Origin of the sequence: Propionispira arboris (assembly GCF_900109225.1) — a bacterium.
Lineage (GTDB): Bacteria > Bacillota > Negativicutes > Selenomonadales > Selenomonadaceae > Propionispira > Propionispira arboris.
The window spans coordinates 71253-95355 of record NZ_FNZK01000019.1 but is presented as its reverse complement, the minus strand read 5'-3'; the positions used below and the strand labels follow the sequence as shown (position 1 = coordinate 95355).

Annotated in this window: 22 protein-coding genes; 20 read left to right on the top strand and 2 right to left on the bottom strand. The window is 37.4% G+C overall.

Features of this window, described 5'->3' with window-relative positions; genetic code table 11:
- The first annotated feature begins 4 nt into the window (after positions 1–4).
- From BMY14_RS16540 to BMY14_RS16510, 7 genes are all read left to right on the top strand, one after another.
- The gene (locus BMY14_RS16540; RefSeq protein WP_177177635.1) at positions 5–943 is read left to right on the top strand and encodes a flavodoxin family protein; all 939 of its coding nucleotides are present in this window, start codon (positions 5–7) and stop codon (positions 941–943) included.
- Positions 944–1409: 466 nt separating this feature from the next.
- On the top strand, positions 1410–2927 hold the full coding sequence (locus tag BMY14_RS16535; RefSeq protein ID WP_091834261.1) for an efflux transporter outer membrane subunit: 1518 nt from the start codon (positions 1410–1412) through the stop codon (positions 2925–2927).
- A gap of 1 nt (position 2928) precedes the next feature.
- Positions 2929–3966 (top strand): HlyD family secretion protein, encoded by a 1038-nt coding sequence (locus BMY14_RS16530; protein WP_091834259.1) that lies wholly within the window; start codon positions 2929–2931, stop codon positions 3964–3966.
- A 20-nt stretch (positions 3967–3986) separates the two neighbouring features.
- Positions 3987–5750, top strand: coding sequence for an ATP-binding cassette domain-containing protein (locus BMY14_RS16525; protein ID WP_091834256.1), 1764 nt, complete (start codon positions 3987–3989; stop codon positions 5748–5750).
- A complete protein-coding gene (locus tag BMY14_RS16520; protein ID WP_091834253.1) occupies positions 5740–6870 on the top strand; it encodes an ABC transporter permease in 1131 nt (376 codons plus the stop codon). The genes BMY14_RS16525 and BMY14_RS16520 overlap by 11 nt, the downstream gene beginning before the upstream one ends.
- Before the next feature lie 40 nt (positions 6871–6910).
- Positions 6911–7987 carry an ABC transporter permease gene (locus BMY14_RS16515; protein ID WP_245741457.1) on the top strand — a complete coding sequence of 359 codons (1077 nt, stop codon included), beginning with the start codon at positions 6911–6913 and terminating at the stop codon, positions 7985–7987.
- A gap of 24 nt (positions 7988–8011) precedes the next feature.
- Positions 8012–8665 (top strand): TetR/AcrR family transcriptional regulator, encoded by a 654-nt coding sequence (locus BMY14_RS16510; protein ID WP_091834247.1) that lies wholly within the window; start codon positions 8012–8014, stop codon positions 8663–8665.
- A gap of 639 nt (positions 8666–9304) precedes the next feature.
- Here BMY14_RS16510 and BMY14_RS16505 read toward each other — a convergent pair.
- Positions 9305–10120 carry a MurR/RpiR family transcriptional regulator gene (locus BMY14_RS16505; RefSeq protein WP_091834245.1) on the bottom strand — a complete coding sequence of 272 codons (816 nt, stop codon included), beginning with the start codon at positions 10118–10120 and terminating at the stop codon, positions 9305–9307.
- Positions 10121–10550: 430 nt separating this feature from the next.
- Here BMY14_RS16505 and BMY14_RS16500 point away from each other — a divergent pair, with 430 nt between their 5' ends.
- The 13 genes from BMY14_RS16500 (at position 10551) to BMY14_RS16440 (ending at position 22986) form a co-directional block, all read left to right on the top strand.
- Complete coding sequence (locus BMY14_RS16500) at positions 10551–10973, top strand: PTS sugar transporter subunit IIA (RefSeq protein WP_091834242.1); 423 nt, start codon at positions 10551–10553, stop codon at positions 10971–10973.
- 2 nt (positions 10974–10975) lie between these two features.
- Complete coding sequence (locus BMY14_RS16495; protein WP_091834239.1) at positions 10976–11467, top strand: PTS sugar transporter subunit IIB; 492 nt, start codon at positions 10976–10978, stop codon at positions 11465–11467.
- Positions 11468–11488: 21 nt separating this feature from the next.
- Complete coding sequence (locus tag BMY14_RS16490; RefSeq protein WP_091834236.1) at positions 11489–12247, top strand: PTS mannose/fructose/sorbose/N-acetylgalactosamine transporter subunit IIC; 759 nt, start codon at positions 11489–11491, stop codon at positions 12245–12247.
- Positions 12240–13064 carry a PTS system mannose/fructose/sorbose family transporter subunit IID gene (locus BMY14_RS16485; protein ID WP_091834233.1) on the top strand — a complete coding sequence of 275 codons (825 nt, stop codon included), beginning with the start codon at positions 12240–12242 and terminating at the stop codon, positions 13062–13064. The genes BMY14_RS16490 and BMY14_RS16485 overlap by 8 nt, the downstream gene beginning before the upstream one ends.
- Positions 13065–13125: 61 nt before the next feature.
- Positions 13126–14232, top strand: a complete 1107-nt coding sequence (locus tag BMY14_RS16480) for a DgaE family pyridoxal phosphate-dependent ammonia lyase (protein ID WP_245741456.1) — start codon at positions 13126–13128, stop codon at positions 14230–14232.
- Between the two features lie 19 nt (positions 14233–14251).
- Positions 14252–14971 (top strand): KDGP aldolase, encoded by a 720-nt coding sequence (locus tag BMY14_RS16475; RefSeq protein WP_091834230.1) that lies wholly within the window; start codon positions 14252–14254, stop codon positions 14969–14971.
- A 475-nt stretch (positions 14972–15446) separates the two neighbouring features.
- Entirely contained in the window at positions 15447–16202 is a 756-nt protein-coding gene (locus tag BMY14_RS16470; RefSeq protein WP_177177634.1) for a CPBP family intramembrane glutamic endopeptidase, read from the top strand.
- Positions 16203–16326: 124 nt separating this feature from the next.
- Entirely contained in the window at positions 16327–17112 is a 786-nt protein-coding gene (locus BMY14_RS16465; RefSeq protein WP_218144924.1) for an IclR family transcriptional regulator, read from the top strand.
- A 217-nt stretch (positions 17113–17329) separates the two neighbouring features.
- Complete coding sequence (locus tag BMY14_RS16460) at positions 17330–18847, top strand: UxaA family hydrolase (protein WP_091834221.1); 1518 nt, start codon at positions 17330–17332, stop codon at positions 18845–18847.
- A gap of 26 nt (positions 18848–18873) precedes the next feature.
- Positions 18874–19653, top strand: coding sequence for an SDR family oxidoreductase (locus tag BMY14_RS16455; protein ID WP_091834219.1), 780 nt, complete (start codon positions 18874–18876; stop codon positions 19651–19653).
- Positions 19654–19669: 16 nt separating this feature from the next.
- A complete protein-coding gene (locus BMY14_RS16450) occupies positions 19670–20890 on the top strand; it encodes a sugar MFS transporter (RefSeq protein ID WP_091834216.1) in 1221 nt (406 codons plus the stop codon).
- 46 nt (positions 20891–20936) lie between these two features.
- Complete coding sequence (locus tag BMY14_RS16445) at positions 20937–22058, top strand: L-rhamnose mutarotase (RefSeq protein ID WP_091834214.1); 1122 nt, start codon at positions 20937–20939, stop codon at positions 22056–22058.
- Between the two features lie 34 nt (positions 22059–22092).
- A complete protein-coding gene (locus BMY14_RS16440) occupies positions 22093–22986 on the top strand; it encodes a dihydrodipicolinate synthase family protein (RefSeq protein ID WP_091834211.1) in 894 nt (297 codons plus the stop codon).
- A gap of 171 nt (positions 22987–23157) precedes the next feature.
- Here BMY14_RS16440 and BMY14_RS16435 read toward each other — a convergent pair whose 3' ends face one another.
- A complete protein-coding gene (locus tag BMY14_RS16435; RefSeq protein ID WP_091834208.1) occupies positions 23158–24003 on the bottom strand; it encodes an AraC family transcriptional regulator in 846 nt (281 codons plus the stop codon).
- Between the last annotated feature and the right edge of the window lie 100 nt (positions 24004–24103).

Below are 24103 nucleotides of genomic sequence, written 5' to 3'. Positions count from 1 at the left end.
AAATATGAAAATATTGGCAGTTATTGCAGGCAGAAAAAATGGTAATGGTGAAATTTTAACAAAAGCCGCGCTGATGAGAGCCGAGGAACTCGGAGCAGAGGTAAAAATGATTAATCTGCATGATTACACGATAAAACCCTGTTCAGGCTGTGAATCTTGCACCGTAAAGTTTACGCAAAAGGGCGAAGCACCGGAATGTGTGTATAAAAATAAAGACGATATGGACTTGATTATGAAGGAATGGCTGGCAGCGGACGGAATTTTGGTGACCGTTCCGGCATATTCTTTTATGTCGGCTGGGATTTATCGTGTCTTTACGGATCGTTTTTTGGCTTATGAACCAAACTTTCATAAGCAAGTAGGCAATCAGGCATTTTTCCGTCATCGTGTTGGTGCGATTATAGGCAATGGGGGGTCAACTCATAGCTGGATGTCGCTGACTTTAGAAAGTGTGAATATAACCTTACTATCACAAGATATTAAAGTAGTGGATCAAGTAATGGTAAACCGTGCGCCAAGACCAGGGCAGGTTTTGCTTGATGAGGATCTACTTAATAGAGCTGCCCACGTGGGCGAGAACTTAGTAATAGGTATTAAAAATTATGAAAATGTGACTTTTCTTGGCGATGAAAAATTGGGCTGGTGTCCGAACTGTCATTCCAATGTTTTATCATTGGGGGAGCCGCTTTGGAATGAAGCAGGGTTTATCATTGAGTGTCCTATCTGTCATTGTGGTGGCGATTTAGAAAAAGACGAGAACGGAAAATGGAAATTTGTTATTGAACAGGACGGGCATAGAAAATCCATGCTAAATGGCAATGGTGCCAAGGATCACTTTTTTGAAATACAAGATACTATGAAAAAATATTTTGACAATATTGGTATTATAGAAAAGAAATGCAAAAAGTATACGGACTATAAACCAGCGACTATAAAGAAATAATAAAGGGAAGATGACAGGTATTCAAGCGTAACGCAAGGTACCATGGGTTCGAATCCCACTCTCTCTGCCAGTAAAATCCTAGGCTTCGCGTGGCTGGTGCGGAGCCTTTTTTACGTCTAAAAATAGAGGTTATTCGTATGAAAGGTTATCAGCCAAGGTCAGCTGATAATGCATTTATTTGTATATACTTTAACAGATTTGAGTCTATAGGTTGACAAAAAGAATCACATTATATCGTGTTAAATGAAATTTCAAATATTAACTTGAAATTAAAATTTGAATTTGATATAATGCAAGAAAGAAATATATTTTACAGAAGGTGAAGGTTGAAAATAATATTTAACGCCTTAAACAAGGAAGCAGGCAAAGCAAATAAGTCATTATATTATAAAAAAACAATGCGTTTAGGCACAAGTTTTTCATTGCGTTTTGTGCCTTGAACGAAGAGAAAGGCGTGAATATAAAGATGAGAAAACTACCTGAACAATTGGTTGGAGCTGCTTTGGTAATATTGGTTTCTGTACTTTTTAATAGTATAGGCTATGCCGCAGAAAGTACTGCTGACGCAAAATATGAAGGTTTGACCAAGGAATCTTGGACAGATTTAGCGTTGAAATATCCAGAACCTTATTTTGAGCAAGATGAAAAAGCTGCTTTGTCACCAGAAATTTTGGCGAATTGGTGGAGCGTCATGCAGGATGATACATTAACGCGGCTGATTACCTTGTCATTGCAACAAAACAAAGATCTGCTATCGGCCCGCGCACGTGTCAATGAGGCCCGAGCCGCTTTGGGAATCAGTAAAGCGACGCTGTTGCCCTGGTTGGATGCGAATGGAAGCTGGACGAGAACAGATACTTCAGAAAATTCACCATATACAGGGTTGCGAGGGTTTCACACAGATTATAAGCTGGGAATGGATGCCTCTTGGGAAATTGATGTTTTTGGCCGGCAAAGAGAGAATGTCCGTGCTGCATCAGCAAGCTTGCAGGCAGAACATGCATCGCTTTATGCTAATTGGGTCACGCTTTCTTCTGAGGTTGCTATGAATTATATTTCGCTTAGAGCGCTGCAGGAACGATTGGAGATTGTAAAAGAACAGGTTAAATCTCAGGAAAAATCCATAGAATTGCTGCAAGCAAAACGCGATGCAGGTTTGATAAGTGACTTGCCATCGACGCAGGCAAGCTATACCTTACAGCAGATGCAGGCAGAAATTCCCGAGTTGAAAACGAGTATTTCGGAAACGATGAACCGATTAGCTATTTTAACTGGTTCGTTGCCAGGAAGCTTGCAGGCAACGTTGCAGAAAAATTCAGGACTACCAGATATCAACCCGCAGCTTTATGCGGCTATACCCGCCGATTCGCTTAGGCAAAGGCCTGATATACATGCTGCGGAAAGAAAACTAGCAGCGCAGCTTGCTAAAACGAAAGCGGCAAAGGGAGATTTAAAACCGAAATTTTCCCTGTTTGGGTCATTGGGCTGGGAGTCGGAAAATAGCGGATCTTTGATTTCTATAGGAAGTAAAGGCTTTAGTATTGGCCCTCAAATTAGTTTGCCAATATTTCATGCGGGTGCTATTCATAGAAATATTGATGTACAGACAGAGAAGGAAAAAGAGTATTTTGCAGATTATGAAAATACAGTGTTACAAGCTGTTGCGGAAGTGCGAAATTCATTGACCGGGCTTTCACAGGAAAGAGAAAGAAAAGAGGCGTTGCAAAAAGGCACAAAATCTGCCAAAGATGCATTGGAACTTGCGCAAAACAGCTACGAAAATGGTTTAACTGATTACCATGATGTTTTAGATGCACAGCGTAATTTACTTAAACTGCAGAATGATTATGTAGTGAGTAAAGGGCAGGAACTCACGGATCTGGTGCAGCTTTTTAAAGCTATGGGAGGCGGTTGGTCGCCTTTGGAAAACGATGAGATTAACAATAGTAATATTAAAAATGCAGAAAAAGTGAGGAAACAGTAAAATGAAAGAAAATATAAATTTTATTAATTTGGTTCAAAGAAAAAAGAAAACTGTTTTTATCGTTTTTCTTGTTTTGCTTGTAAGTATAGGCACTTTTTTTTATTATCAAAAAGAAAAAAACCAAGCAGCAAAAGCGGCCAGTGAATTATGCTTATCTGGAAATGTAGATGTTCGTGAAGTGGCGCTTGCCTTCAGGGGAAGTGATCGGATTACCGATATTTTTGTCGAAGAGGGGGATTCTGTAAAAAAAGGTCAGCTATTAGCAAAGCTTGACCCAGAGGAAGTATCATTAAAAATACAGCAGGTGACTTCACAGATTGAAGCCCAAGAAAATGTTGTATTACGTTTGAAAAATGGAACACGACCGGAAGAAATTGCCCAATATGCGGCGAAATTAGAGGCGGCAAAGGCGGATCAGGCGTATGCTGCACAAGAGCTTTCGCGCAAGCAAAATGCATTTGAAAGTTCATCTGGACGTTCGGTGAGCCAGCAGGACCTGGAAGATGTACAAGCCAAGGCAAATGTAGCAGTTGCTAAAAAAAAGGAAGCTGGTGAGGCATATAATCTTGCTTTGGCTGGTGCGAGAGATGAAGATATTGCAGAGGCAGAAGCACAATTAAAAGCATTGAAAGAGGAGCTTTCCCGTCAGTCCTATATTCTGGCGCAAACTGAATTGCGGGCTCCATCGGATGGCGTGGTGCGTTCGCGTCTTTTAGAAGTTGGTGATATGGGTTCACCACAACAGCCTGTTTTTAAATTAGTGCTAAATAATAAAAAATGGGTCAGAGCATATATAAAAGAAACAGACTTGGGGAAAATATATGAAGGACAGAAAGCAGAAGTTTTTATCGATACTTATCATGACAAAGCAATTGACGGACAAATAGGCTATATTTCATCAACAGCAGAATTTACGCCTAAAACAGTGCAAACCGATGAACTTAGAACATCTCTTTTGTATGAGATTCGGGTTTATGTGGAAGATACGGAAAATTTATTGCGCATGGGGATGCCTGCAACAGTAAAAGTAAAACTTTAAAAAAATGAGGATGGGGTTTTATGACGGATGCAAAGATTATACTTGCGGAGCACCTGACAAAAGAGTTTCCAATACATCGATCTACACGAAAAATAACAGCTTTACATGAGGTGGATTTTTCTGTCCTGAAGGGAACACTTACGGCTTTGATTGGGCCGGATGGTGCTGGCAAAACTACACTTATGCGATTGATTGCAGGGCTGATGGAACCATCGGCAGGACAGCTGTTGGTGCTTGGAATGAAAACACAAGGAAATGAGCAAAACATACAGAATCGTATCAGCTATATGCCGCAAAGATTTGGTCTTTATGAAGATTTGACTATCCAGGAAAATATGAACCTTTATGCAGACTTGCATGGCATTGACAAAAATGTAAGAGAAGAGAGATTTTCACATCTTTTGGAAATGACAGGGTTGAAAAATTTTACGGAACGTCAGGCAGGAAAGCTGTCAGGTGGGATGAAGCAAAAACTAGGGCTGGCTTGCACACTCGTGCGATCACCGGAGCTTTTATTATTGGATGAACCAACTGTTGGTGTCGATCCTCTTTCGCGGCGAGAGCTTTGGGAAATTCTGCAGCAATTAGTAAAAGAAGAGGCACTGAGTGTTTTTGTTAGTACAGCTTATATGGAAGAGGCTGCTCTTTGCCAGGAAGTTCTGGTTATGAATGCTGGCCGTTTATTGAAACGAGGAACTCCAGCGGATTTGTGCTCTATTGCCAAAGGCCGCTGTTATAAAGCCTGGCCAAAAGCTAATATGCCAACCCGCATATTACAGACGATGCTGCTTGATGATAAAGAACATGTGGTGGATGCCGTTCCAGAAGGTGGAGCTGTGCGGTTTATCCAGCAGAACGAGAAAGAAAAACCGAGGCCTGAATTGAACGCAGAACCAGTGGAGGAACGACTGGAAGATGGGTTTATGATCTTACTTCATCAGGATAAAAGAAAGCATGAAAAAAATTCTTTATCGAAAAAAAATAAAATATTTTTTTCAGGAGAATATAGTCTGTCAGAAAAGGTGGATATTGAAGTTCGTGATTTAGTTCGTAAATTTGGTGATTTTACAGCGGTTGCTAATACTTCTTTTCAAGTACATGCGGGAGAGGTGTTTGGCCTCTTGGGTCCAAATGGAGCAGGAAAGACAACTACTTTTCGTATGCTTTGCGGTTTGCTGCCAATAACCAGTGGATTTCTGCGTGTTGCAGGAGTGGATTTGCGTACGGCAAGAACACAAGCAAGAGCAAATATTGGTTATGTTGCACAAAAATTTTCCTTATATGGGAACCTGAGTGTGCGGGAAAATTTGTTGTTTTATGGCGGAGCATATGGAATGGCTTCGAAAAGACTGAAACGAAGGATGGAAGAAGTTTTAGAAGAATTCCAGCTCAACGGGCAGGAAGATAAGGCTGCAGGTGAGCTTCCTGGCGGCTTTAAGCAAAGGCTTTCCATGGCGGTAGCACTTTTGCATGAACCCAAAATTTTATTTCTTGATGAGCCTACAAGTGGAATCGATCCACTTGCCAGACGAGATTTTTGGCGACAGATTACAGTTCTTGCCGCAAAAGGAACAACAATTATTATTACGACACATTTTATGGAAGAAGCTGAGTACTGTGATCGAATTATGATACAGGATCAGGGGAAGCTTTTAGCTATTGGAGCTCCGCAGGAAATCAGAGAAAAGGTTGGCACAAAAGAAGCCGGTATGAATGAAGTCTTTATAAAAATTATTGAAAATGCACGTGAACGAAAAAGGCTAGGTGAAAAGTATGATAGATAAAGTTGCTGATGGATTTTGCCGTCGATTAAAGGCCTTGATCTATAAAGAATTTTTGCAAATTTGTCGAGACAGCAGCAGCATTTTAATTGGAGCAATTTTGCCTGTCGTATTGATTTTACTCATTGGCTATGGTATCTCTTTGGATGTGAAGAAGGTGCCGATGGCTGTAGTGATGGAGGATACTTCCCCAACAGCGCAGCACGCATTGGATTTTCTTAATGGTTCAGAGTATTTTTCGCCATGGTATGTGTATTCAATGAATGAAGCAAAACAGTTGTTGAAAAAAAGAGAGGTTGATGCTATTTTACAGGTTCCACCTGATTTCTCAGAGAAACTGCAGAAAAGGCAAAGTTCCCTGCAATTGATTTTGTATGGTGTAGACTCTACAACGGCGATGGCTGTGCAAAGCTATATAGAAGGTAGTGTACGGCAAAAAAACATAGCTTTGTCGAAATCTGTTTTTCCGCAAAAAGGGCGAGTTGTTATTGAAAATCGTATGTGGTTTAATGATGCAAATACCAGTACATGGTATTTTGTTCCCGGGCTTATGATGCTCATTATGACAATTGTGGGTGTATTTCTTACGGCTCTTGTTATGGCACGTGAATGGGAACGGGGAACACTGGAATCGCTATTTGTAACGCCTGTAAAGTTACTGGAGCTTTTGCTTGCAAAGATAATACCCTATTTTTGTATTGCTATGCTGGGCTTTGGTCTTTGTTTGTTCACAGCAAAATTTTTGTATGAAGTTCCGATACATGGCTCCATATGGATTATTATTTTTGCCTCTGTATTGTATTTATTTACAGCACTAGGCTTGGGTCTCGTTATTTCTGCGATAACAAAAAGCCAGTTTTTGGCGTGTCAGGTATCCCTTATCGTAAGCTTTTTGCCCGCATTGATGCTCACAGGATTTTTATATGATTTGCGTTGTGTGCCGGAATGGATTGCCCGTATTGGGGGAGTTTTGCCCTCAACGTATTATTTGGACTTATTGAAATCGCTGTTTTTAGCAGGAAATAACTGGACAATGATTATAAAAAATTGTGGGGTACTGACATTGTATGCTATCTTTTTTTTGGGAATCGCATTAAAAGTAACGAAAAAGAAGGTTGGCTGATATGGAGTATATATATGCATTTTTATGGAGAATCAAATGGATGTGTCAAAAAGAAATGTTATCGACATTAAAAGACCCATCGACACGGGCCATTTTAATTGTACCTGTAATTGTTCAGAGTATTTTGTTTGGGTATGCAGCTACGTACAATTTAGAGCAAGTGCCTTATGCCTGCGTAGATCAAAGTCATAGTCGGGCGTCCGTGGATTTTTTAGCAAAATTGGATGGGACGAAGGTTTTTTACCGGGTTGAAACATTGCTAAATGCTAATGAGATTGCAAATGTCATTGACTCGGGAAAGGCTTTGATGGTGATCCATATTGAACCTGATTTTGCAAGTCATTTAGAAGAAGGCGAAAGGGGAAATATTCAGGTTATTACAGATGGCCGCAATACAATGACGGCATCGGTTGCCAGCGGATATTTAAATCGTATTGTGGATGATTTTAATCGAAGCTGGGGTGGAAATCTCGATGCGATACGACTGGAAACCGTTACTTGGTATAATCCAAATCTCATTACGCGTTGGAATTTTTTGCCGGGCTTAATGGGACTCTTGAGTCTGATTCAGGTTTTGCTTTTATCAGGCTTGTCTGTTGCCCGAGAAAGAGAACAAGGAACATTTGATCAATTGCTTGTTACGCCACTTTCTCCGGCAGAAATTCTCATTGGAAAAGCAGTGCCACCTCTTATCGTGGGATTGACACAAGCAACAATCGTCTTGCTGATTTGCCGGTTTTGGTTTAAAATACCGATGGCAGGGTCAATATTTCCTCTTTATTTAACATTGATTATATTTACCCTGAGTTGTACAGGTATAGGTCTTTCTATTTCGGCAATATCATCTAGTATGCAGCAGGTCATGGTTTATAGTTTTGTTTTATTGCTGCCTATGGTATTATTATCTGGGCTGGCAACTCCGGTGCACAATATGCCGTATATTCTACAAATACTGACCTATGCCGATCCGCTGCGTTTTGCGCTTGAGTCGATTCGCCGGATTTATTTGGAAGGCTGTACAACCGTGGAAATTGCGTTCAATTTCTTGCCGATGCTTGTAGTCGCTGTACTGACCTTGCCTTTGGCAGGATGGTTGTTCCGTAATAAATTAGTGTGAATAATGCAAGAAAAGGTGGATTTCATGAAGAAAATTAAACATGTAAAAAATAATATGCTGCGAGGGGATGGGAATGCAACAAAGGCACTCCTCATCGATGTAGCAGGAAAGTTGATCGCAGAACAAGGCTATGAAAAGACAACAAGTAAAAATATTTGTGAAAGGGCTAAAGCAAATAGTGCAGCCATTAACTATCATTTTGGAAGTCATGAGGGCCTCTATGTGGCTGTTTTGGAAGAGGTTCACCGATACCTGTTGAATATTAAGGATTTGCAGGAAATAGAAGAAAAAAACATATCGGCAAAAGAAAAGCTGGTGCAGTTTTTAGATACATTCATTTTGAATGTATGGAAAAAAGAATGTTGGCAAATCAAGGTTTGGGCCAGAGAATTGATGAATCCTTCTCCATTTATTGCGAAAATCTTATCGGAAAATGCGATTCCAAAATTCAATGTTGTGGTGAAAATTTTCAGTGAATACACAGGCTTATCTAAAAATAATCCGAAGCTTTACAGTTGTATTTTGAGTACAATGGCACCTTTTGCATTGACTTTTTTGGTACGTAGAAACAATACAGAAGTTATAAAATTACTGCCTGTCCGTTATAGTGAAGAAGACTTGATAGAAGATTTGAAAGCATTTGCACTTAAGGGAATTGAAGTGTTTTGCCAGAAATAAGAAAGTTGTTTCAAAAATAGAGGCTTTTTATTGAAGTGCAATATAGGAGATATTGCGAAGATAGTCCTTCTAGCGTAGCTTGATGAAAAATGGTTATATACTAAATGTTGGAATAAGCAAAAAACAAATTGCTTATTCCAACATATTTTTTTGCATAAAAAGAGAGCATAAAGTGAATAACTCATTTATAATTAAAGATACCCCACATTAACCGAAAGAGGTTATCACTCATGCTCGATTTTCAGTTTACTACATTCTTTTTCAACTTAGAAGATCTTTCTATCATCAATGTTATGAAAAATTTGTTCATCTATTTCTTGTTATAAAAAGTTTCCACGAGTCCGTTACTCAGATAGAATTAGGTTAACTGGTATTTGAAATTTTTGTACAAACCATCCTCGAAAGCGATTATGCGTGTCAAGTTGGAACAAAACAAAAACGTTCTATTCATAGATATAGAGTCGTTGAATTTACGGATTATGAAGGTAAGAGTATTCAGCTAGTTACTAATTTATATCATGTTTTTGCCAAAGTAATAGGCAATCTATATAAGGCTCGCCGTGGAGTTGTTTTGTCTAGTTTGTCTGGATATTATTGGTTAATCAATACACCTGCTAAAACAGTATACTTATAATCGTTTTAAAAAGAACTCAACAGGTTTCTGTCTAACATTTTAATGAATTTTTTATTGTCTAAAAAATTGTCAAAGAGAATATCAAATAAGGTTAAAATTGTAATTTCATTTGAAATACTATAGTTAGACTTTAAATCTGTTTTTTTAGGAAGAACAAATTCTTGATCCCAAGAAAATGGTTTATTCTCGTAAGGTGCATCAGTTATAGCAACCATATAAACATGGTTGCTTTTTAATTGTTTGAGCTTTTTATTTATTTTTGTTGACTGATTTGAAGCGTCAATGACTATACAAAGATCCTTTTGTGTACTTAAATTGGTATGTATTTCTAGAGCTTCAAAAGTTGTAATGGTTTGCAATAATATACCAATTGATAAAAATTTTTGAGCAATAATAGATACAAGATGTTGATGGGATTGGATACCTAAAATAAAAAGATGTTGGGATTCTAACATGTTGTTTTTCAAGCAGACGATGTCAATAGGGTTTATTTGTGCATATAGTCTTTCTAATAGTGTTTTGTTATCGTTAAAAAGCGATGATGATAAAATATTGGGATGCTCTGAGATATTTGGTTCTAATTCTTTTTGAATCATATAACGAAGTTCATAAAATCCGCTAAACCCTACTTTTTGTGAAAAACGAATAATACTAGCATCGGATATATCTATTTCTTTTGCAATCACAGAGGCAGTTAAAGAACTAAATTTTTTCAAATTATTTTTTATAAATTTGTATATTTTCCAATCTGTTTTTGTGAATTGGGAACTCATTTCATTAATTCGTGATAAGATGGAAAAAGTCTGTTTATCGTTGTTCATCTTACGCTCCTTATATATATTATAGTCATAGCATAGTACAAAATAAATGCATTGTCCAATTATCTCAGACTATTTACATTCGGGATTATTTCTATGATTTTGCGCAGTAAAAGAAAGTACTTGTTTAAAAAAAATCTAAAAATTGATGCGAAAATGAGTTTATTCTGACAGCTACGATGCTCTATGATTTTTATGGTATGAGTATTCGTTGTGTGTTTTTTTATCATTTAAGTATACTAAAAACGGAAGAATCATGCTATTTTTATATCAAGCATTATTTAATTTTCCAGGTGTATAGGTGATTTTAAAACGGTGAAGTTTAAAAAAATAATATATTTGCAATATTTGCAATTCTTTATTGACAACAAAATTGTAGCATGCTACAATTTTGTTGTCAATAAAGAATTATACTACAAAATGGAGGTAAAAAATGGAAAAAGCAAAAATCTTACTACTTACTCATGGCGGATGGGGAAAAGAACTAGTAGAAAGTTTAAAAATGATCATTGGAAATATTGATTGTGTAGAAGAAATACCATTATTACCACAGTATACTTTTTCTGAATATTTTAATCTTGTAAAAGAAAAATTAAAAATATTTCCGCAAAACACATTGATCATAACGGATTTATTTGGTGGAACAACAACGAATGTAGCTGCTAAATTAGGACAAGAGTTGGGAGTTCAAGTAATCTCAGGGCTAAATGCTCCACTTTTATTAGAAGCTTGCTCAGAAATCATGAATAATGGTACGTATTCGATTGAAGCGTTACTAAAAATAGGAAATCATTCTTGTAAAGATGTAGTTAGAGAAGTAATTGCAAATATAAATAAAAAGAAAAATGAGGATTAAAAATGGCGGAAATTGTATTATGCAGAGTAGACAGTAGATTGATTCATGGACAAGTCATGACAAAGTGGGTAAATCAATCAAGGGCAGAAAAAATTGTTGTTATAGATAATGAATTTGCCAGTGATGAGTTTTTAAAAGAAGTTTGCCTGATGTCAGCGCCGGTGGGGCTGGACGTTGTTTGTTATACGGAACAAGAGGGGATAACAGAATACAAAAAAGATAGTTTTGGGAGTAAAAGAGTATTGCTATTGACTTCGGGATTGGCAAATATGAAATCAGTATATGAAGCTGGTATAAAAACAGAAACAATCCAAATTGGTGGGCTTGGTGGGGCACCAAACCGAAAAGTAGTTTTTCAAAATATAACATTAGATGATAAGGATGTAGAGGTATTAAAATATTTTATACAAGTAGGTGTAAAAGTAATTTTTCAAACGATTCCTGAAGATTTGCCTCAGAGTGTAGAAAATATTTTAAAAAAATATAGACAATGATAATGAAAAGGGGATAAAATCATGAGCATTTTACTTATTTCAATTTCAATGGGTGTGTATTATTGGTTTTCTCGCTTAAGGTTTGGATATACTTTTTCAAGTATGCTGTTGCAGCCGGTGGTTATAGGGGTATTTGTGGGCATTATAACAGGGAACATGGTTTTATCAATGCAGATCGGTGCTGGTCTTCAATTGGTTTATTTAGGAGTAACCTCAACTCCGGGAGGAAATGTCCCAAGTGATCCGGCTTTGGCCGGATGTATTGCGATTCCTTTAGGTGTTTTGGCAAATATGTCACCAGAAGTTGCTATTGCTTTAGCAATACCATTTGGTGTTCTTGGTGTTTTTGTAGATCAATTAAGAAGAACTATTAATGCTGTTTTTGTGCATATGGCAGATCGTTATGCTGAAGATGCAAATACAGCAGGAATTATGAAAGCAGCTTTTTTATATCCGGCACTCCTGGGATTTTTAATTCGCTTTCCAATTGTTTTCGCAATTAATTATTTAGGTGAAAGTGTTATTCAAAATTTATTAATGTTATTACCACAGTGGGTCTTACATTCCTTTGAAATAATGGGCGGAATTTTACCAGCACTTGGCTTTGCAATTACCATAAAAGTAATTGGGAAAAAAGAATTGATTCCATTTTTTGTTGTAGGGTATTTTGCCGTTATTTATTTAAAAATAGATGTTATGGCAGCTGCAATATTTGGTACTTGTCTAGCGTTACTATTGAGAGTGTTTATGTTTGGAAAGGATAGTGAATCTAATGTCTGAAAAAATAAATGATCAAGAAGTTATTACGAAACATGATATTACAAAGTCAATGTTGATTTATTATATGGGGGCAGAACTATCAAATTCTTATGAACGTTTACAAAGCTTAGCGTTTTGTGCATCCATGATTCCTATTTTAAAAAAGCTTTATACAACAAAAAAAGATTTGAGTGAGGCCCTCAAGCGGCATTTGATTTTTTTTAATACAGAAGCAACATTGGGGTCGGTGATTCAAGGGATTACAATTGCCATGGAAGAAGAATATGCAAAAAAACCTTCTGACAGCGCTATTACCGGCATAAAAACCGGATTGATGGGCCCTATCGCTGGAATGGGAGACGCTATTATCTGGGCAGCGCTTATGCCGATTGTAATTGCTATATTTTTACCATTTGCAAAGCAGGGATCTTTTTTAGGCGGGATATTACCACTTATTGTATATCCGGCAGTTACAATCACGATTAGTTATGTGCTTATCCATAATGGTTATAATTTAGGAAAAAAATCTATATTAAGTATGCTAAAAGGCGGAAAAATGAAGTCAATTATTTTTACTGCGAATGTTATTGGGTTAATTATGATGGGAGCTCTATCCGCAAGCTATGTAAAAATTACAACTCCGTTTGTATTAACCATGGCTGAGGGAACAACGATTGTTTTTCAGGATATTTTAAATATGATTGTTCCTGGATTATTACCGTTATGTGCCGTTTATGGAATATATTGGTATCTTACAGAAAAAGGCCCTTATTATAGCAGAATTTTACTTACAGTAGTTATATTTTCAATAATTGCATCGTTGTTAGGGATTCTTTGAGTTTTGATTTATATAACAATCGTTTTGTTTAAAAGAAAATGAAAGGTAGCGGTATTTGTAAATGATGAATATTTTTCAAAAATTTGGATTAAAACAGGTGATCAACGGATGCGGTAAGATGACTGTGCTTGGTGCGAGTGCGGTGGATTATGAAGTCGCTGAGGCGATGGGGAAAGCAGCCAGGGACTATGTAGAAATTGCTGATTTGCTGGTAGTGGCGGGAAAATATATAGCGAAGGCAACGGGAGCAGAAGACGGCTGTCCAACCTGTGGTGCTTCAGCGGGAATTGCTATCAGCACGGCAGCTGTTATTGCCGGATGCAATTTGACCAAAATCGAAGCCTTACCTAATAGTGAAGGCATGAGAAATGAAATTATATTGCAAAAAGGTCATGCGGTGAACTTTGGTGCTTCTGTCACACAGATGATACGGATCGGCGGAGGAAAACCAATCGAAGTTGGCTGTGCCAATCTGGTCGAAGCAGCACATATTGAAGAAGCCATTACAGAAAAAACAGCAGCCTTGTTCTATATTAAATCACATCACGCTGTACAAAAGGGGATGCAGTCGATTAAAGTAATGATTGATATTGCCCACAAACACCATTTGCCGTTGTTGATTGATGCTGCAGCGGAAGAGGATATGAACAAGTATAGAAAGCTTGGTGCAGATTTAGTTATTTATAGCGGCGGTAAGGCTCTTGAAGGACCTACTTCTGGTTTGATCTGCGGTAGAGCTGATTTGTGTAAAGCCTGTCGCATGCAGTATGGTGGTATTGGGCGACCTATGAAAATTGGTAAGGAAGGTATTATAGGATTACTGACGGCATTGGAACGCTATGGAAAACAGATGGAAAATGGAGCTGAACAAAGAGAAAGAATGCAATTACTGCTAGATGATTTAAAGGGGATTTCGGGGTTGGAAGGACGTATTGTCCAAGATGAAGCTGGCAGGGAAATTTATCGTGCCGAATTGACTATCAACGAAAATCTTTTAGGACTGAATGCGACGCAAATTGCTCAAAATTTAAAAATAGGTGATCCTGTAATTTATACTAGAGATTATTTTCTTACTCAAGGAAAGATTTATATTGATCCCAGACCTCTTTTTGAGGGACAGGAAAAAATAATTGTTGAAAAAATTAAAAAAATAATTGCTGAAAAATGATGTGAGGAGACATTAAAAGATGAATAGGATAATAAAAATAAATGTACTGGCAGCCAATATTGAGAATGCAAAAGAACTTGTAGAAGCTGCAGAAGGGAATATATATATTGGTGTACTGGTAAAAAATTTTTCTAGTATAGATATAGCAGTGAATGAAGTAAATAAATTACAAAATCTAAAAATTCCTGTTTCAGTTGGACTGGGTGCAGGCGACCCGACGCAATGGGAAAAAGTAGTCGCAGTCGCAACCAAAACAAAACCGGCACATGTAAATCAAGTATTCCCAGCAGCCGGCTATACTATATCTGCATTAAAAGCAGTGCATAGTGAAGCTACACTTGTGAATGCTTTGGTGCAGCCTGGTGGAATACCCGGGAAAGTATCTATGCTGACAGGTCCGATCAGTAAAAACTTCAAGGAATTTATATCCTGCGAAGCTGTTGCGGCTTTATTTCAGGAAAGTCATATAAAGTCGGTTAAATTTTATCCGATAGGGGGAGACAAACATTTAGATGAAGTGGCAGCTATGGTAAAAGCGTCAGTGGCAGCGGGTATTAAAATCTTTGAACCAACTGGTGGAATTACGTTGGATTCAGTAGAATCGGTTGTAAAAACCTGTTTAGAAAATGGGGCAGAAATAGTTATTCCGCATATTTATACGGCAATGGTAGATAAAAAAACAGGCCTAACAGACCCGCAGGTCGTAAAAAAATTACTGACTCGGTTGCATGCAATCTGATTTGGGTTGTCGCACTAAGAAATTAGTATGGTACCTATTTTTTGTATAAAAATAATCCTAAAACTCGAAAAAATATGAGGGATTATGTAAAGTTTTTAATTATGAAAAAAACAAATCGATACAAAAAGATTATATAGTGTTTGGAAGCTTTTATTCATTAAAACTTGGAAATGCTTAATCTGGGGAGACTTTTACAGGATGATTGAACTGAGGTATAATATTAGTTCAATCATTCTTTTTTTGTTAAATTAAATGTTGTTATTTATTAAATACGAATAAAACAGAATGCGGCTGCAATGCATTTGTTAAATATGAAGAGTTAAAAAGGGATAAAGGAAATGGAACTAAATTTATGATGTTGACAGATATGATATCGTGGACAACTATTGTGTGCTATAGTCTTCTCTATATAGCAGTTTTATTATTATGGTTTCCGTGCAAACTTAGAATTCCAGCATGGAGTATTGTTTTTGGCATGGCATGTATTTTTGGTTTGATGAGTGGTCAAATTGAAGTGTATGCTATTTTTGTCATTATTTTATTCACTTATGCTGTGCAATATACAGAAAGCCAATATAGGTGTTCAAAACGTGCTTTTGCTGGACTTATAGTCTGTTTTCTGGCTTACGGTCTCGGTGCACATAAAATCCCTTATTTTTGTAATTTGAAAGTTTTATCTGATATATATATTAGTAAAGAAGCTGTTCCTTTTACACTCTATATTAATTTTGATAAAACGGTAGTTGGGTTACTTATTTTGGGCTTAACGCAACGGTTACTGTTTCATAAAAAAGAATGGCTTGCTATGTTAAAACAAACTCTTCCTAAAATAGGATTGCTTATTATACTTCTTGTATTTTTTGCCCTTATTGCCGATAAGATTCGTTTTGATCCGAAGCTGCCAGAGAGTTTACCTATTTGGCTGATAACAAATTTATTGCTTGTATGTACGGCTGAAGAGGGATTTTTCCGTGGGTTTATTCAGAAAAACCTTGTTGCTGTTTTTAAGGATTTTCGGTGGGGACATGTCATGGCTGTTATCATTGCGTCGCTGCTTTTTGGCTTTGCTCACTATGCAGGGGGAATTAGCTATAGTATATGGGGTACTTTTGCAGGCTTGGGATATGGATGGATTTATCAGAAAACCAATCGCATTGAGGCTAGTATATTGGCACATTTTTGTTTAAATTTAACCCATTTTTTGTTGTTTACCTATCCGGCACTTGCATAGGTGAAGAAAATTATTCTTGTGTAAAGTTAAAGTATTAATTTTGCTGAAGTTGCTGTATAAAGTGTCCTGGTTGAAGCGTTGTTGCTGTTGCAAACTTTACAATAAATAATTAATTCGCTATAATATGAGTATGAATAAAATTACATTACACAATCCAACTCTTAGAGTCCTGCAGATTTTTGACGCTGTATATAACAGTGTCGATGGAATTACATTTGCTGAAATTTCAAGGCGTACCGACATTGCCAAAGGTACATTGCATCCCATAGTTATGACGCTTTTACACGAAGGATTTCTCCAAAATTTTGGTTCACGAATTGCAATTGGCAAAAATTGTTTTAAACTAGGTTATGCTTATGTACATTCGTTGAATTATTTAAATATTCTTAAGCCGCATATGAGAGATATTATGGTGGCTTGTGATGAAATATGCCAGCTTGGCATATTAGACGGAGGAGACGTACTTTATGTAGAAAAGACGGAACCGAATCAGGCCATACGGATCGAGTCGTCTGCTGGCAAGACGATTGCTGCTTATGCAACCGCTCTCGGAAAATGTCTTCTCAGCGGATTAAGCAATGAGAAGATTATGGAACTTTATCCAAGTGAATTTATAAAATATACGGTAAGAACTACATCAGATTTAGAAACACTGTTTTTGCAGCTTGCGGCAGTAAGAAATGCTGGATATGCTCACGAAAGAGGTGAAACGAATATTGATATAGAGTGTCTGGCGGTTCCAATCAAAATAGCAGATCAGGTTCTGGCATCTATTAGTGTTAGTCTTCCTATATTTCGTTCTACGCCGGAAAAAATCCAGCAAATTTTGTCTGTTTTAAAACTTCATGCTGAACTGATTGAAAAAGAACTTTTGTTACTGCCGATGAAAGCAAATATGTTTTCTGATTAAATTAAAACGAAATATTTTAAAGTGTTTAGATAAAAATATCGCACAACAGCGGACTGTATTTATACAGCCAACTGTTGTGCGATATTTTTTACGTAAAGTATTAATTGAATTTTCATTAAATTCTTGACAACTCATATTTGATTTGCTACTATAATGGTAAAAGTAAGTATATACAAACTAAGTAAGTATATACGAACAAAAGAGAGGAGATAGTCAAATGAATGCAATTCACGTGAGTGAAATGGATAATGTGGCAACCGCATTAGAAATTCTCAAAAAAAATGATGTTGCTCTTGGCGTAACTGTTCTTCAAGATATTCGTAAAGGCCATAAGTTTGCAACGCTGGCGATAAAAAAAGGTGAGCCCATTATAAAATATGCTGCGCACATCGGCATTGCAAGCTGCGATATAAAAGCTGGGGAATGGGTACATATACATAATATTGAAAGTGAACGCGGTAGAGGTGATACGGACAGTAGTGTAAGAGATATTAAACAGAAGGTGTATGGACAATCCGCGATTGCACAAAATGATAAAATATACAAGCTTAGGGGATATAGACGAAGTGATGGAAGTTTTGGCTTTAGAAATCAAATTCTAGTGATTCCTAGTGTACATTGTGCCAATAAAGTGGTTGAAAGTATAGCCAATACTATAACCTATAGTGATGGAATCAAAAATGACGAAACGAACGTGGTTTATGTTACGCACCAGCATGGATGCAGTGAATTGAATTATGATGCAAGACAAACACAAGGTGTCCTGGTAGGAACGGGAGCTAACCCGAATGTATATAGTGTTTTAGTGGTCGGGCTTGGTTGCGAGGGGGTTCCGGCAAAGACTGTTGCAGAGAAAATCAAAGAAAGAGCACCTTATAAAAATGTAGAGTACTTTACGATTCAGGAAGTGGGCGGGGTTGGAAAAAGCATTGAAAAAGGAATACAAATTGTCAAAAAAATGCTGGCCGAAGCAATGAAAATGGAAAAAAGCGAAGGGGATTTGTCAGATGTAGTCTTGGGTACGGAGTGCGGCGGCAGTGATAGTTTTTCAGGTCTTAGTGCAAACCCAAGTCTTGGTAAAGCTTCCGATATGGTGATTCAGCACGGCGGCAGTGTAATTTTGGCTGAAACAACAGAACTAATCGGTGCGGAACACATTCTCGCGAGCAGAGCGGTAAATAGCACAGTAAAAGATGCGATTCTGCAAACGATTAAGGGTTTTGAAGACAGCATAATAAAATCGCATGCCGATATGCGTGGTGCCAATCCCAGCCCGGGAAATATTGAAGGCGGTCTGAGCAGCATAGAGGAAAAATCATTGGGTTGTATCTATAAAGCTGGTAATCAACCTGTTGTGGCAGTGAAAGGATACGCCAAACAGATAACCGATAAAGGTCTTACTTTTATGAATACACCGGGTAATGACATAGAGCAGCTAAGTGGTATGGTGGCTGGTGGTTGTAATATTTGCGTGTTCACCACAGGACTTGGAACCCCAACGGGAAGTGCCATTACACCGACAATAAAATTAGCATCAAATTCAGCGGTATTTCAGACGATGAATGATTCCATAGATTTGAATGCAGGGACTGTAATAGAAGGGACAAAGAACCTGCAAGAAGTGGGTGAAGAGATTTTAGATTTTATTGTGGCGGTAAGCAATGGCACCCTTACCAAAGCAGAGATCAACCGACAAAATGATTTTTCTATTTGGCGACTCGCTACAACGGTTTAATATATTTTAGATGGAGGTTAAATGATATGGATTTACAATTACAAGAAAAGGTCATTTTTGTAACAGGTGGTGGAAAAGGTATAGGGAGCGGTATTACACTTGCTCTGGCCAGAGAAGGAGCGATTCCTATTGTTCTTTCACGGTCGGAAATCTTACCGGAATTCAAAGAAAAGCTGGAAGCCCTGACAAAACATTATGAATTTATTCAAGTTGATTTGAATGAAACGGATAAAATTCAACCGATCGTCGAGGCAGTGGTAAAGCGCTGGGGGTCGATTTATGGTATCGTCAATAATGCTGGGGCGAACGACAATAAAGATTTAGAAACAACTTCTTGGCAGGAGTTCGAAAAGAGCCTTCATGGAAATTTGACACATTATTATGCACTTGTTCATTCGGCTGTGCGGCATCTTAAAGACAGCCGGGGAGCTATTTTAAATATTTCTTCCAAGACAGCTCTTACGGGACAGGGGAAAACCAGCGCCTATGCGGCAGCAAAAGGGGCGATTTTGGGACTGACACGGGAGTGGGCCGCTGCTTTGGCAAAAGATCATGTACGAAGCAATGCGATTGTAGTCAGTGAATGTTGGACTCCACTCTATACAAAATGGATTCAATCATTTGATGATCCTAATGCAAGAAAAAAGATTATTGCGGACAAAATTCCCTTTGAACATCGTTTTACATCGATTGAAGAAATTGCGGATATGGCAGTTTTTCTGCTGTCACCTCTTTCATCACATACCACGGCTCAGTGGGTATTTGTAGATGGTGGTTACGTTCATATTGATAGATCCTTAAGTTAAGGGAGGAGGGGAAATAATGAGTGATAATAGCAGCAACAAAAATATTAAGATAGCAGCTTGTTTGGTTACGGTACTGTTTTTTCTATGGGGTCTAAGTTATGGTTTGATTGATGTTATGAATAAAAACTTTCAAAATCAGTTGGGTATTACAAAAGCAACATCGGGTCTGTTGCAGGCAGCTTATTTTGGTGGGTATTTTGTCATTGCCACACCGGCATCAATGGTAGCAAAGCGATTTGGGTTTAAAGGCGGAATTATCATGGGGCTTTTCCTTTATGCATTAGGTGCTTTGCTTATAGTTCCGGCAAGTAATGCCCACAGTTTTCCTATCTTTTTATGTGCATTTTTTGTTATTGCCTGCGGTCTTGGCAGTTTGGAAACAAATGCGAATCCATATATCACCAAACTTGGTCGGGATGAAGGGGCCGCATGGCGTATTAATATTGCCCAAAGCTTTAATGGTGTTGGCCAGTTTATCGGGCCAATCATTGGGGGCACATTATTTTTCTCAATCGCCCAAAGTAATGATATAGCGCAGAATATGCATAATGTTCAGTTGGTTTATGTTGGTATTGCAGCAATTGTTTTATGTATGCTCTTTTTATTTCTTGTTACTAAAATGCCGGAAGGTGCTGAAATTTCAGGTGGCGAAAATTCTTCAGAAGGCACAGGATCCTATCATCAATTGTTTAGCTATAAGCATTTTAGACTTGGTGCATTGGCACAGTTTTTATATATTGCTGCTCAGGTCGGCGCCGGTGCATTTTTTATTAATTACAGTGTTGAACACTGGAATGGACTTTCCGATAGCAAAGCATCTTACTTCTTTGGTATTGCATTAATAGCATTCATGATCGGAAGAATTATAACGACTCCTTTAATGAAAAAATTCAGCCCTGGTAAAATTCTAGGGGTGTATTCACTGCTTAATGCGATTCTTATGGTTTGTTTGAATTTTGCCACGGGCAGTTTAAGTATATTCTTGTTGATCGCATCCTTCTTTTTTATGTCAATTAGTTTCCCAACGATTTTTGCTTTAAGTGTTGTGAGGATTCCTGATAATCTTGTCAAAACGGCTTCAAGTATAATTATTATGAGTATCGTTGGTGGAGCAATTATGCCATTTTTCATGGGGCATGTTGCCGATAATTTTGGCACAGCTGCTGGATATCTGCTTCTTTTACCTTGCTTTTTATTTGTTGCGTGGTATGGATTTAAAGGCTGCGAAGCTATATAAAAAGCCAAGACTTTTCGAAATAGAAATAATATAAGGAGATAATAGGATGCTAGAAGTTGTTGATAGTCACTTTCATATTTGGGATTTGAACGTATTGCACCTGCCATGGCTGGATTCATGTGCTGGTATAAAAAAAAGCTTCAGTGTTGATGATTTATGCAAAGCTTATGCTACACATGAAGTTGATTTTAAAGGCGGCGTTTTTGTCGAGGTTGACTGTGATCTTGCTATAAAGGAAGATGAATACATTTTTAATCTAAAGAGTTCTAAGATTTTAGCCAGAATTATGCGTGCGCCGCATTTATGTGCTCATATGCGGCTTCCTATGGGAATCGTTGGTGTTCGCGAACCGCTCCATATTGACACGTCACCGCGGGGGCGATGCTTAGAACAAAGTTTTCTTGATGGGCTTGAAGTTTTGGTGGATCGAAATATGATCTTTGAGAGTTGCAATCGAGTGGAGGAACTGGAAGATCTATATCAGGCAGCAGTGCAGGTTCCCAAGGCAAAAATTGTTATCAATCATTGCGGTAATGTCAAACAAATGACGTCGGATTATAAGCGAGTTATGATAAAGCTGGCGAAGCTGCCAAATGTGTATTGTAAGGTTTCTGGCTTTGTTACCAAGGATAAAGTTTTTGTGAAAAATCTATTGGATTTTTTGACGGGTGAATTTGATGCTTCTAAACTGTTGTATGCTTCAAACTTTCCCGTTGTTGAATTGTACTCGTCCTTTGATGAACATTTACGTACACTTAGAGAATATTTTGGTGATGATGCCGACTTCTTTAGTAAAAACACCAAAAAGCTTTATCAAATAAACAAACCGCAAATATTTGCCAGTGTAATCAGACTTCGTCCCGAAAAAGCAGAGTACTATAAAAAACTGCATGCGAATCCATTTGCTAGTGTAAATAAAAAGATAAAAGAATGTGGTATTACAAAATATCAGATTTTTAATCGTGAGGATTTACTCTTTTCTATTATGGAGTACTGCGGGGATGATTTCGAATACGATATGGCAAAGATGGCAAAGGATTCTGAAACACAGAGATGGTGGAAGGAAACTGACCCATGCCAAATGCGCATTGACGGCGCGCTTAAAAATGAGTGGTGGGCTGATATGAAGCTCGTATATGATCTTAACAAAGCAAGAATAGATAAGTAGATTTATATCATGTGTTTATGAAGGGGATACTAAAATGAATTGTAAATATATTTGTCCGATTTTAACATCGATCAATGAAGATGGAACTGTAAATTATAAAGAAATGCATGATTTATATGATCAAATTCTTGGGGCTGGTATTGATGGGGTATTGGTTGGCGGGAGTGCCGGTGAATTTTATGCTTTTACTTATGAGGAAATCAAGGCGATGATTGTCGATGCGGCGAAGCATATCAATCATAAAGGTTTTGTATTAGCTGGTACAGGTCGGATGGCTAAATCGGAAACGATTTCCTTGTCTAATATTGCGATTGAGGTCGGAGCAGATGCCGTTATTATTGTTGGTCCATATTATAGTGCCTGCAACCAAGAAGACGTATTTCATTATTATGATGAAGTTATAGGCCAAATTCATGGGGATGTTTTCTTATATAATTATGCGGATCGTACTGGCTATGATGTATCGGTTGATACGATTTTACGCCTGCTGCTTAAACATAAAAATTTTGTAGGTGTGAAAGATACACATCCTGTACTGCGTCATACACAGAAATATATCCAGGAAGTCAAGAGTAAATATCCTAATTTTCAAGTGTTTACGGGCTATGATAACAATTGTATTCCATCGGTTATTTCTGGCGGGAATGGTTGTATTGGAGCCTTATCCAATGTCTATCCAGAACTTTGTCATAATGTTGTTGAAGCTTTGCGCCAGGAAGATCTTCCGAAAATTAAAACCATGCAGCGAGAAATTGATAAACGCATGAAATTTTATGAAATATATACACCATTTAATCCGGTTATGAAATGGGCGATGAAGGAATTAAATAAACCGATGCAGGAAAACTGCAAGGAACCATTAACACCATTGACGGATGAAGTGAAACAGTCCTTAAATGAAATTGCCTGTGATCTATGGCGGAAATAAACTGATTTAGATTTTACAATTAAATTGTAAAATGTTTAGAAGCTATTATAAATCGTCTTCAAAAAGAAAATAATGCCTCATTCTTACAATATCCATAAGAAATATTCTTTGGATATTGTAAGAATGAGGCATTGTTCTGCTTAATAGGGGTGAAAAACATCATTTAAATATCTACTGATTAAGATTTTTTTCTATTTCGAGTGCAATGTGCTTTTCTTTACGGTAACGTAAAGGTGTATCACAGTAAAATTTCTTGAAATGCTTACAAAATGTCGGCGTATCTTTAAAACCGCAGGAATAAGAAATTTCAGTAATGTTTATATCCGTAGTTTCTAACATATTCACAGCAACTTGTAAACGGAATTGTAAAAGATATTGTTGAGGTGATATAGTATAACTATCTTTAAATAAACGATATAGATAGGTACGGTCAAGATTGACATGTTTTGCAATATCGGTGATTTTTATATTGTAACTATAATTGTGATAGATATAATCAATGGCAGCTTCAACATAGGCAGACTTTTCATTGATATGGGAGACTTGTTCAAGCATATAGGAAAAACATTGATATAGTTGACTCAGTGTGGAATATTCATTGTTATTGAAGTTTTCATAATGGTAAATTAAGTCAAGTAAGCTGTTTTGCAGTTTGCCATTGCTTTTATCATGAAAGATTAATGCACTTTTTGATAAACTGCAGCGTTTTAAAATATCGGCAGCTTCATAGCCGTCAAAACTAATCCAGCAGTATTTCCAGGGATCAGAGTCATCGGCCTTATAAAATGTGGATTCACCGGGACAAATCAAAAAGGCGTCATTTTGTTTTAGTTGATAGCATTTGTTGTGCACATAATAAGACCCTTTTCCCGATACGATGTAATGTAGAAGATAATGTTGGCGAATAGCTGGTCCAAAAGCATGTGAAGCGGAGCAGTGCTCCCATCCTCCATAATATAATGTTAGTGAACGGCTTAGATTTGATTGTGCAGTAAACTCTTGAAATTCACCTCGCATATGAAAAATCCTTTCATACTTATAATATAGATTTTAAACAGGATATACAACATAACGACAATTTCTTGAAACAATCAGCATAGAAATACATCTAGCATAT

Excerpts from the sequence above, each read along its gene's own strand:
- BMY14_RS16540 (WP_177177635.1), top strand. The coding sequence starts at position 5 with ATGAAAATATTGGCAGTTATTGCAGGCAGAAAAAATGGTAATGGTGAA.
- BMY14_RS16535 (WP_091834261.1), top strand. The coding sequence starts at position 1,410 with ATGAGAAAACTACCTGAACAATTGGTTGGAGCTGCTTTGGTAATATTG.
- BMY14_RS16530 (WP_091834259.1), top strand. The coding sequence starts at position 2,929 with ATGAAAGAAAATATAAATTTTATTAATTTGGTTCAAAGAAAAAAGAAA.
- BMY14_RS16525 (WP_091834256.1), top strand. The coding sequence starts at position 3,987 with ATGACGGATGCAAAGATTATACTTGCGGAGCACCTGACAAAAGAGTTT.
- BMY14_RS16520 (WP_091834253.1), top strand. The coding sequence starts at position 5,740 with ATGATAGATAAAGTTGCTGATGGATTTTGCCGTCGATTAAAGGCCTTG.
- BMY14_RS16515 (WP_245741457.1), top strand. The coding sequence starts at position 6,911 with ATGTGTCAAAAAGAAATGTTATCGACATTAAAAGACCCATCGACACGG.
- BMY14_RS16510 (WP_091834247.1), top strand. The coding sequence starts at position 8,012 with ATGAAGAAAATTAAACATGTAAAAAATAATATGCTGCGAGGGGATGGG.
- BMY14_RS16505 (WP_091834245.1), bottom strand. The coding sequence starts at position 10,120 with ATGAACAACGATAAACAGACTTTTTCCATCTTATCACGAATTAATGAA.
- BMY14_RS16500 (WP_091834242.1), top strand. The coding sequence starts at position 10,551 with ATGGAAAAAGCAAAAATCTTACTACTTACTCATGGCGGATGGGGAAAA.
- BMY14_RS16495 (WP_091834239.1), top strand. The coding sequence starts at position 10,976 with ATGGCGGAAATTGTATTATGCAGAGTAGACAGTAGATTGATTCATGGA.
- BMY14_RS16490 (WP_091834236.1), top strand. The coding sequence starts at position 11,489 with ATGAGCATTTTACTTATTTCAATTTCAATGGGTGTGTATTATTGGTTT.
- BMY14_RS16485 (WP_091834233.1), top strand. The coding sequence starts at position 12,240 with ATGTCTGAAAAAATAAATGATCAAGAAGTTATTACGAAACATGATATT.
- BMY14_RS16480 (WP_245741456.1), top strand. The coding sequence starts at position 13,126 with ATGATGAATATTTTTCAAAAATTTGGATTAAAACAGGTGATCAACGGA.
- BMY14_RS16475 (WP_091834230.1), top strand. The coding sequence starts at position 14,252 with ATGAATAGGATAATAAAAATAAATGTACTGGCAGCCAATATTGAGAAT.
- BMY14_RS16470 (WP_177177634.1), top strand. The coding sequence starts at position 15,447 with ATGGCATGTATTTTTGGTTTGATGAGTGGTCAAATTGAAGTGTATGCT.
- BMY14_RS16465 (WP_218144924.1), top strand. The coding sequence starts at position 16,327 with ATGAGTATGAATAAAATTACATTACACAATCCAACTCTTAGAGTCCTG.
- BMY14_RS16460 (WP_091834221.1), top strand. The coding sequence starts at position 17,330 with ATGAATGCAATTCACGTGAGTGAAATGGATAATGTGGCAACCGCATTA.
- BMY14_RS16455 (WP_091834219.1), top strand. The coding sequence starts at position 18,874 with ATGGATTTACAATTACAAGAAAAGGTCATTTTTGTAACAGGTGGTGGA.
- BMY14_RS16450 (WP_091834216.1), top strand. The coding sequence starts at position 19,670 with ATGAGTGATAATAGCAGCAACAAAAATATTAAGATAGCAGCTTGTTTG.
- BMY14_RS16445 (WP_091834214.1), top strand. The coding sequence starts at position 20,937 with ATGCTAGAAGTTGTTGATAGTCACTTTCATATTTGGGATTTGAACGTA.
- BMY14_RS16440 (WP_091834211.1), top strand. The coding sequence starts at position 22,093 with ATGAATTGTAAATATATTTGTCCGATTTTAACATCGATCAATGAAGAT.
- BMY14_RS16435 (WP_091834208.1), bottom strand. The coding sequence starts at position 24,003 with ATGCGAGGTGAATTTCAAGAGTTTACTGCACAATCAAATCTAAGCCGT.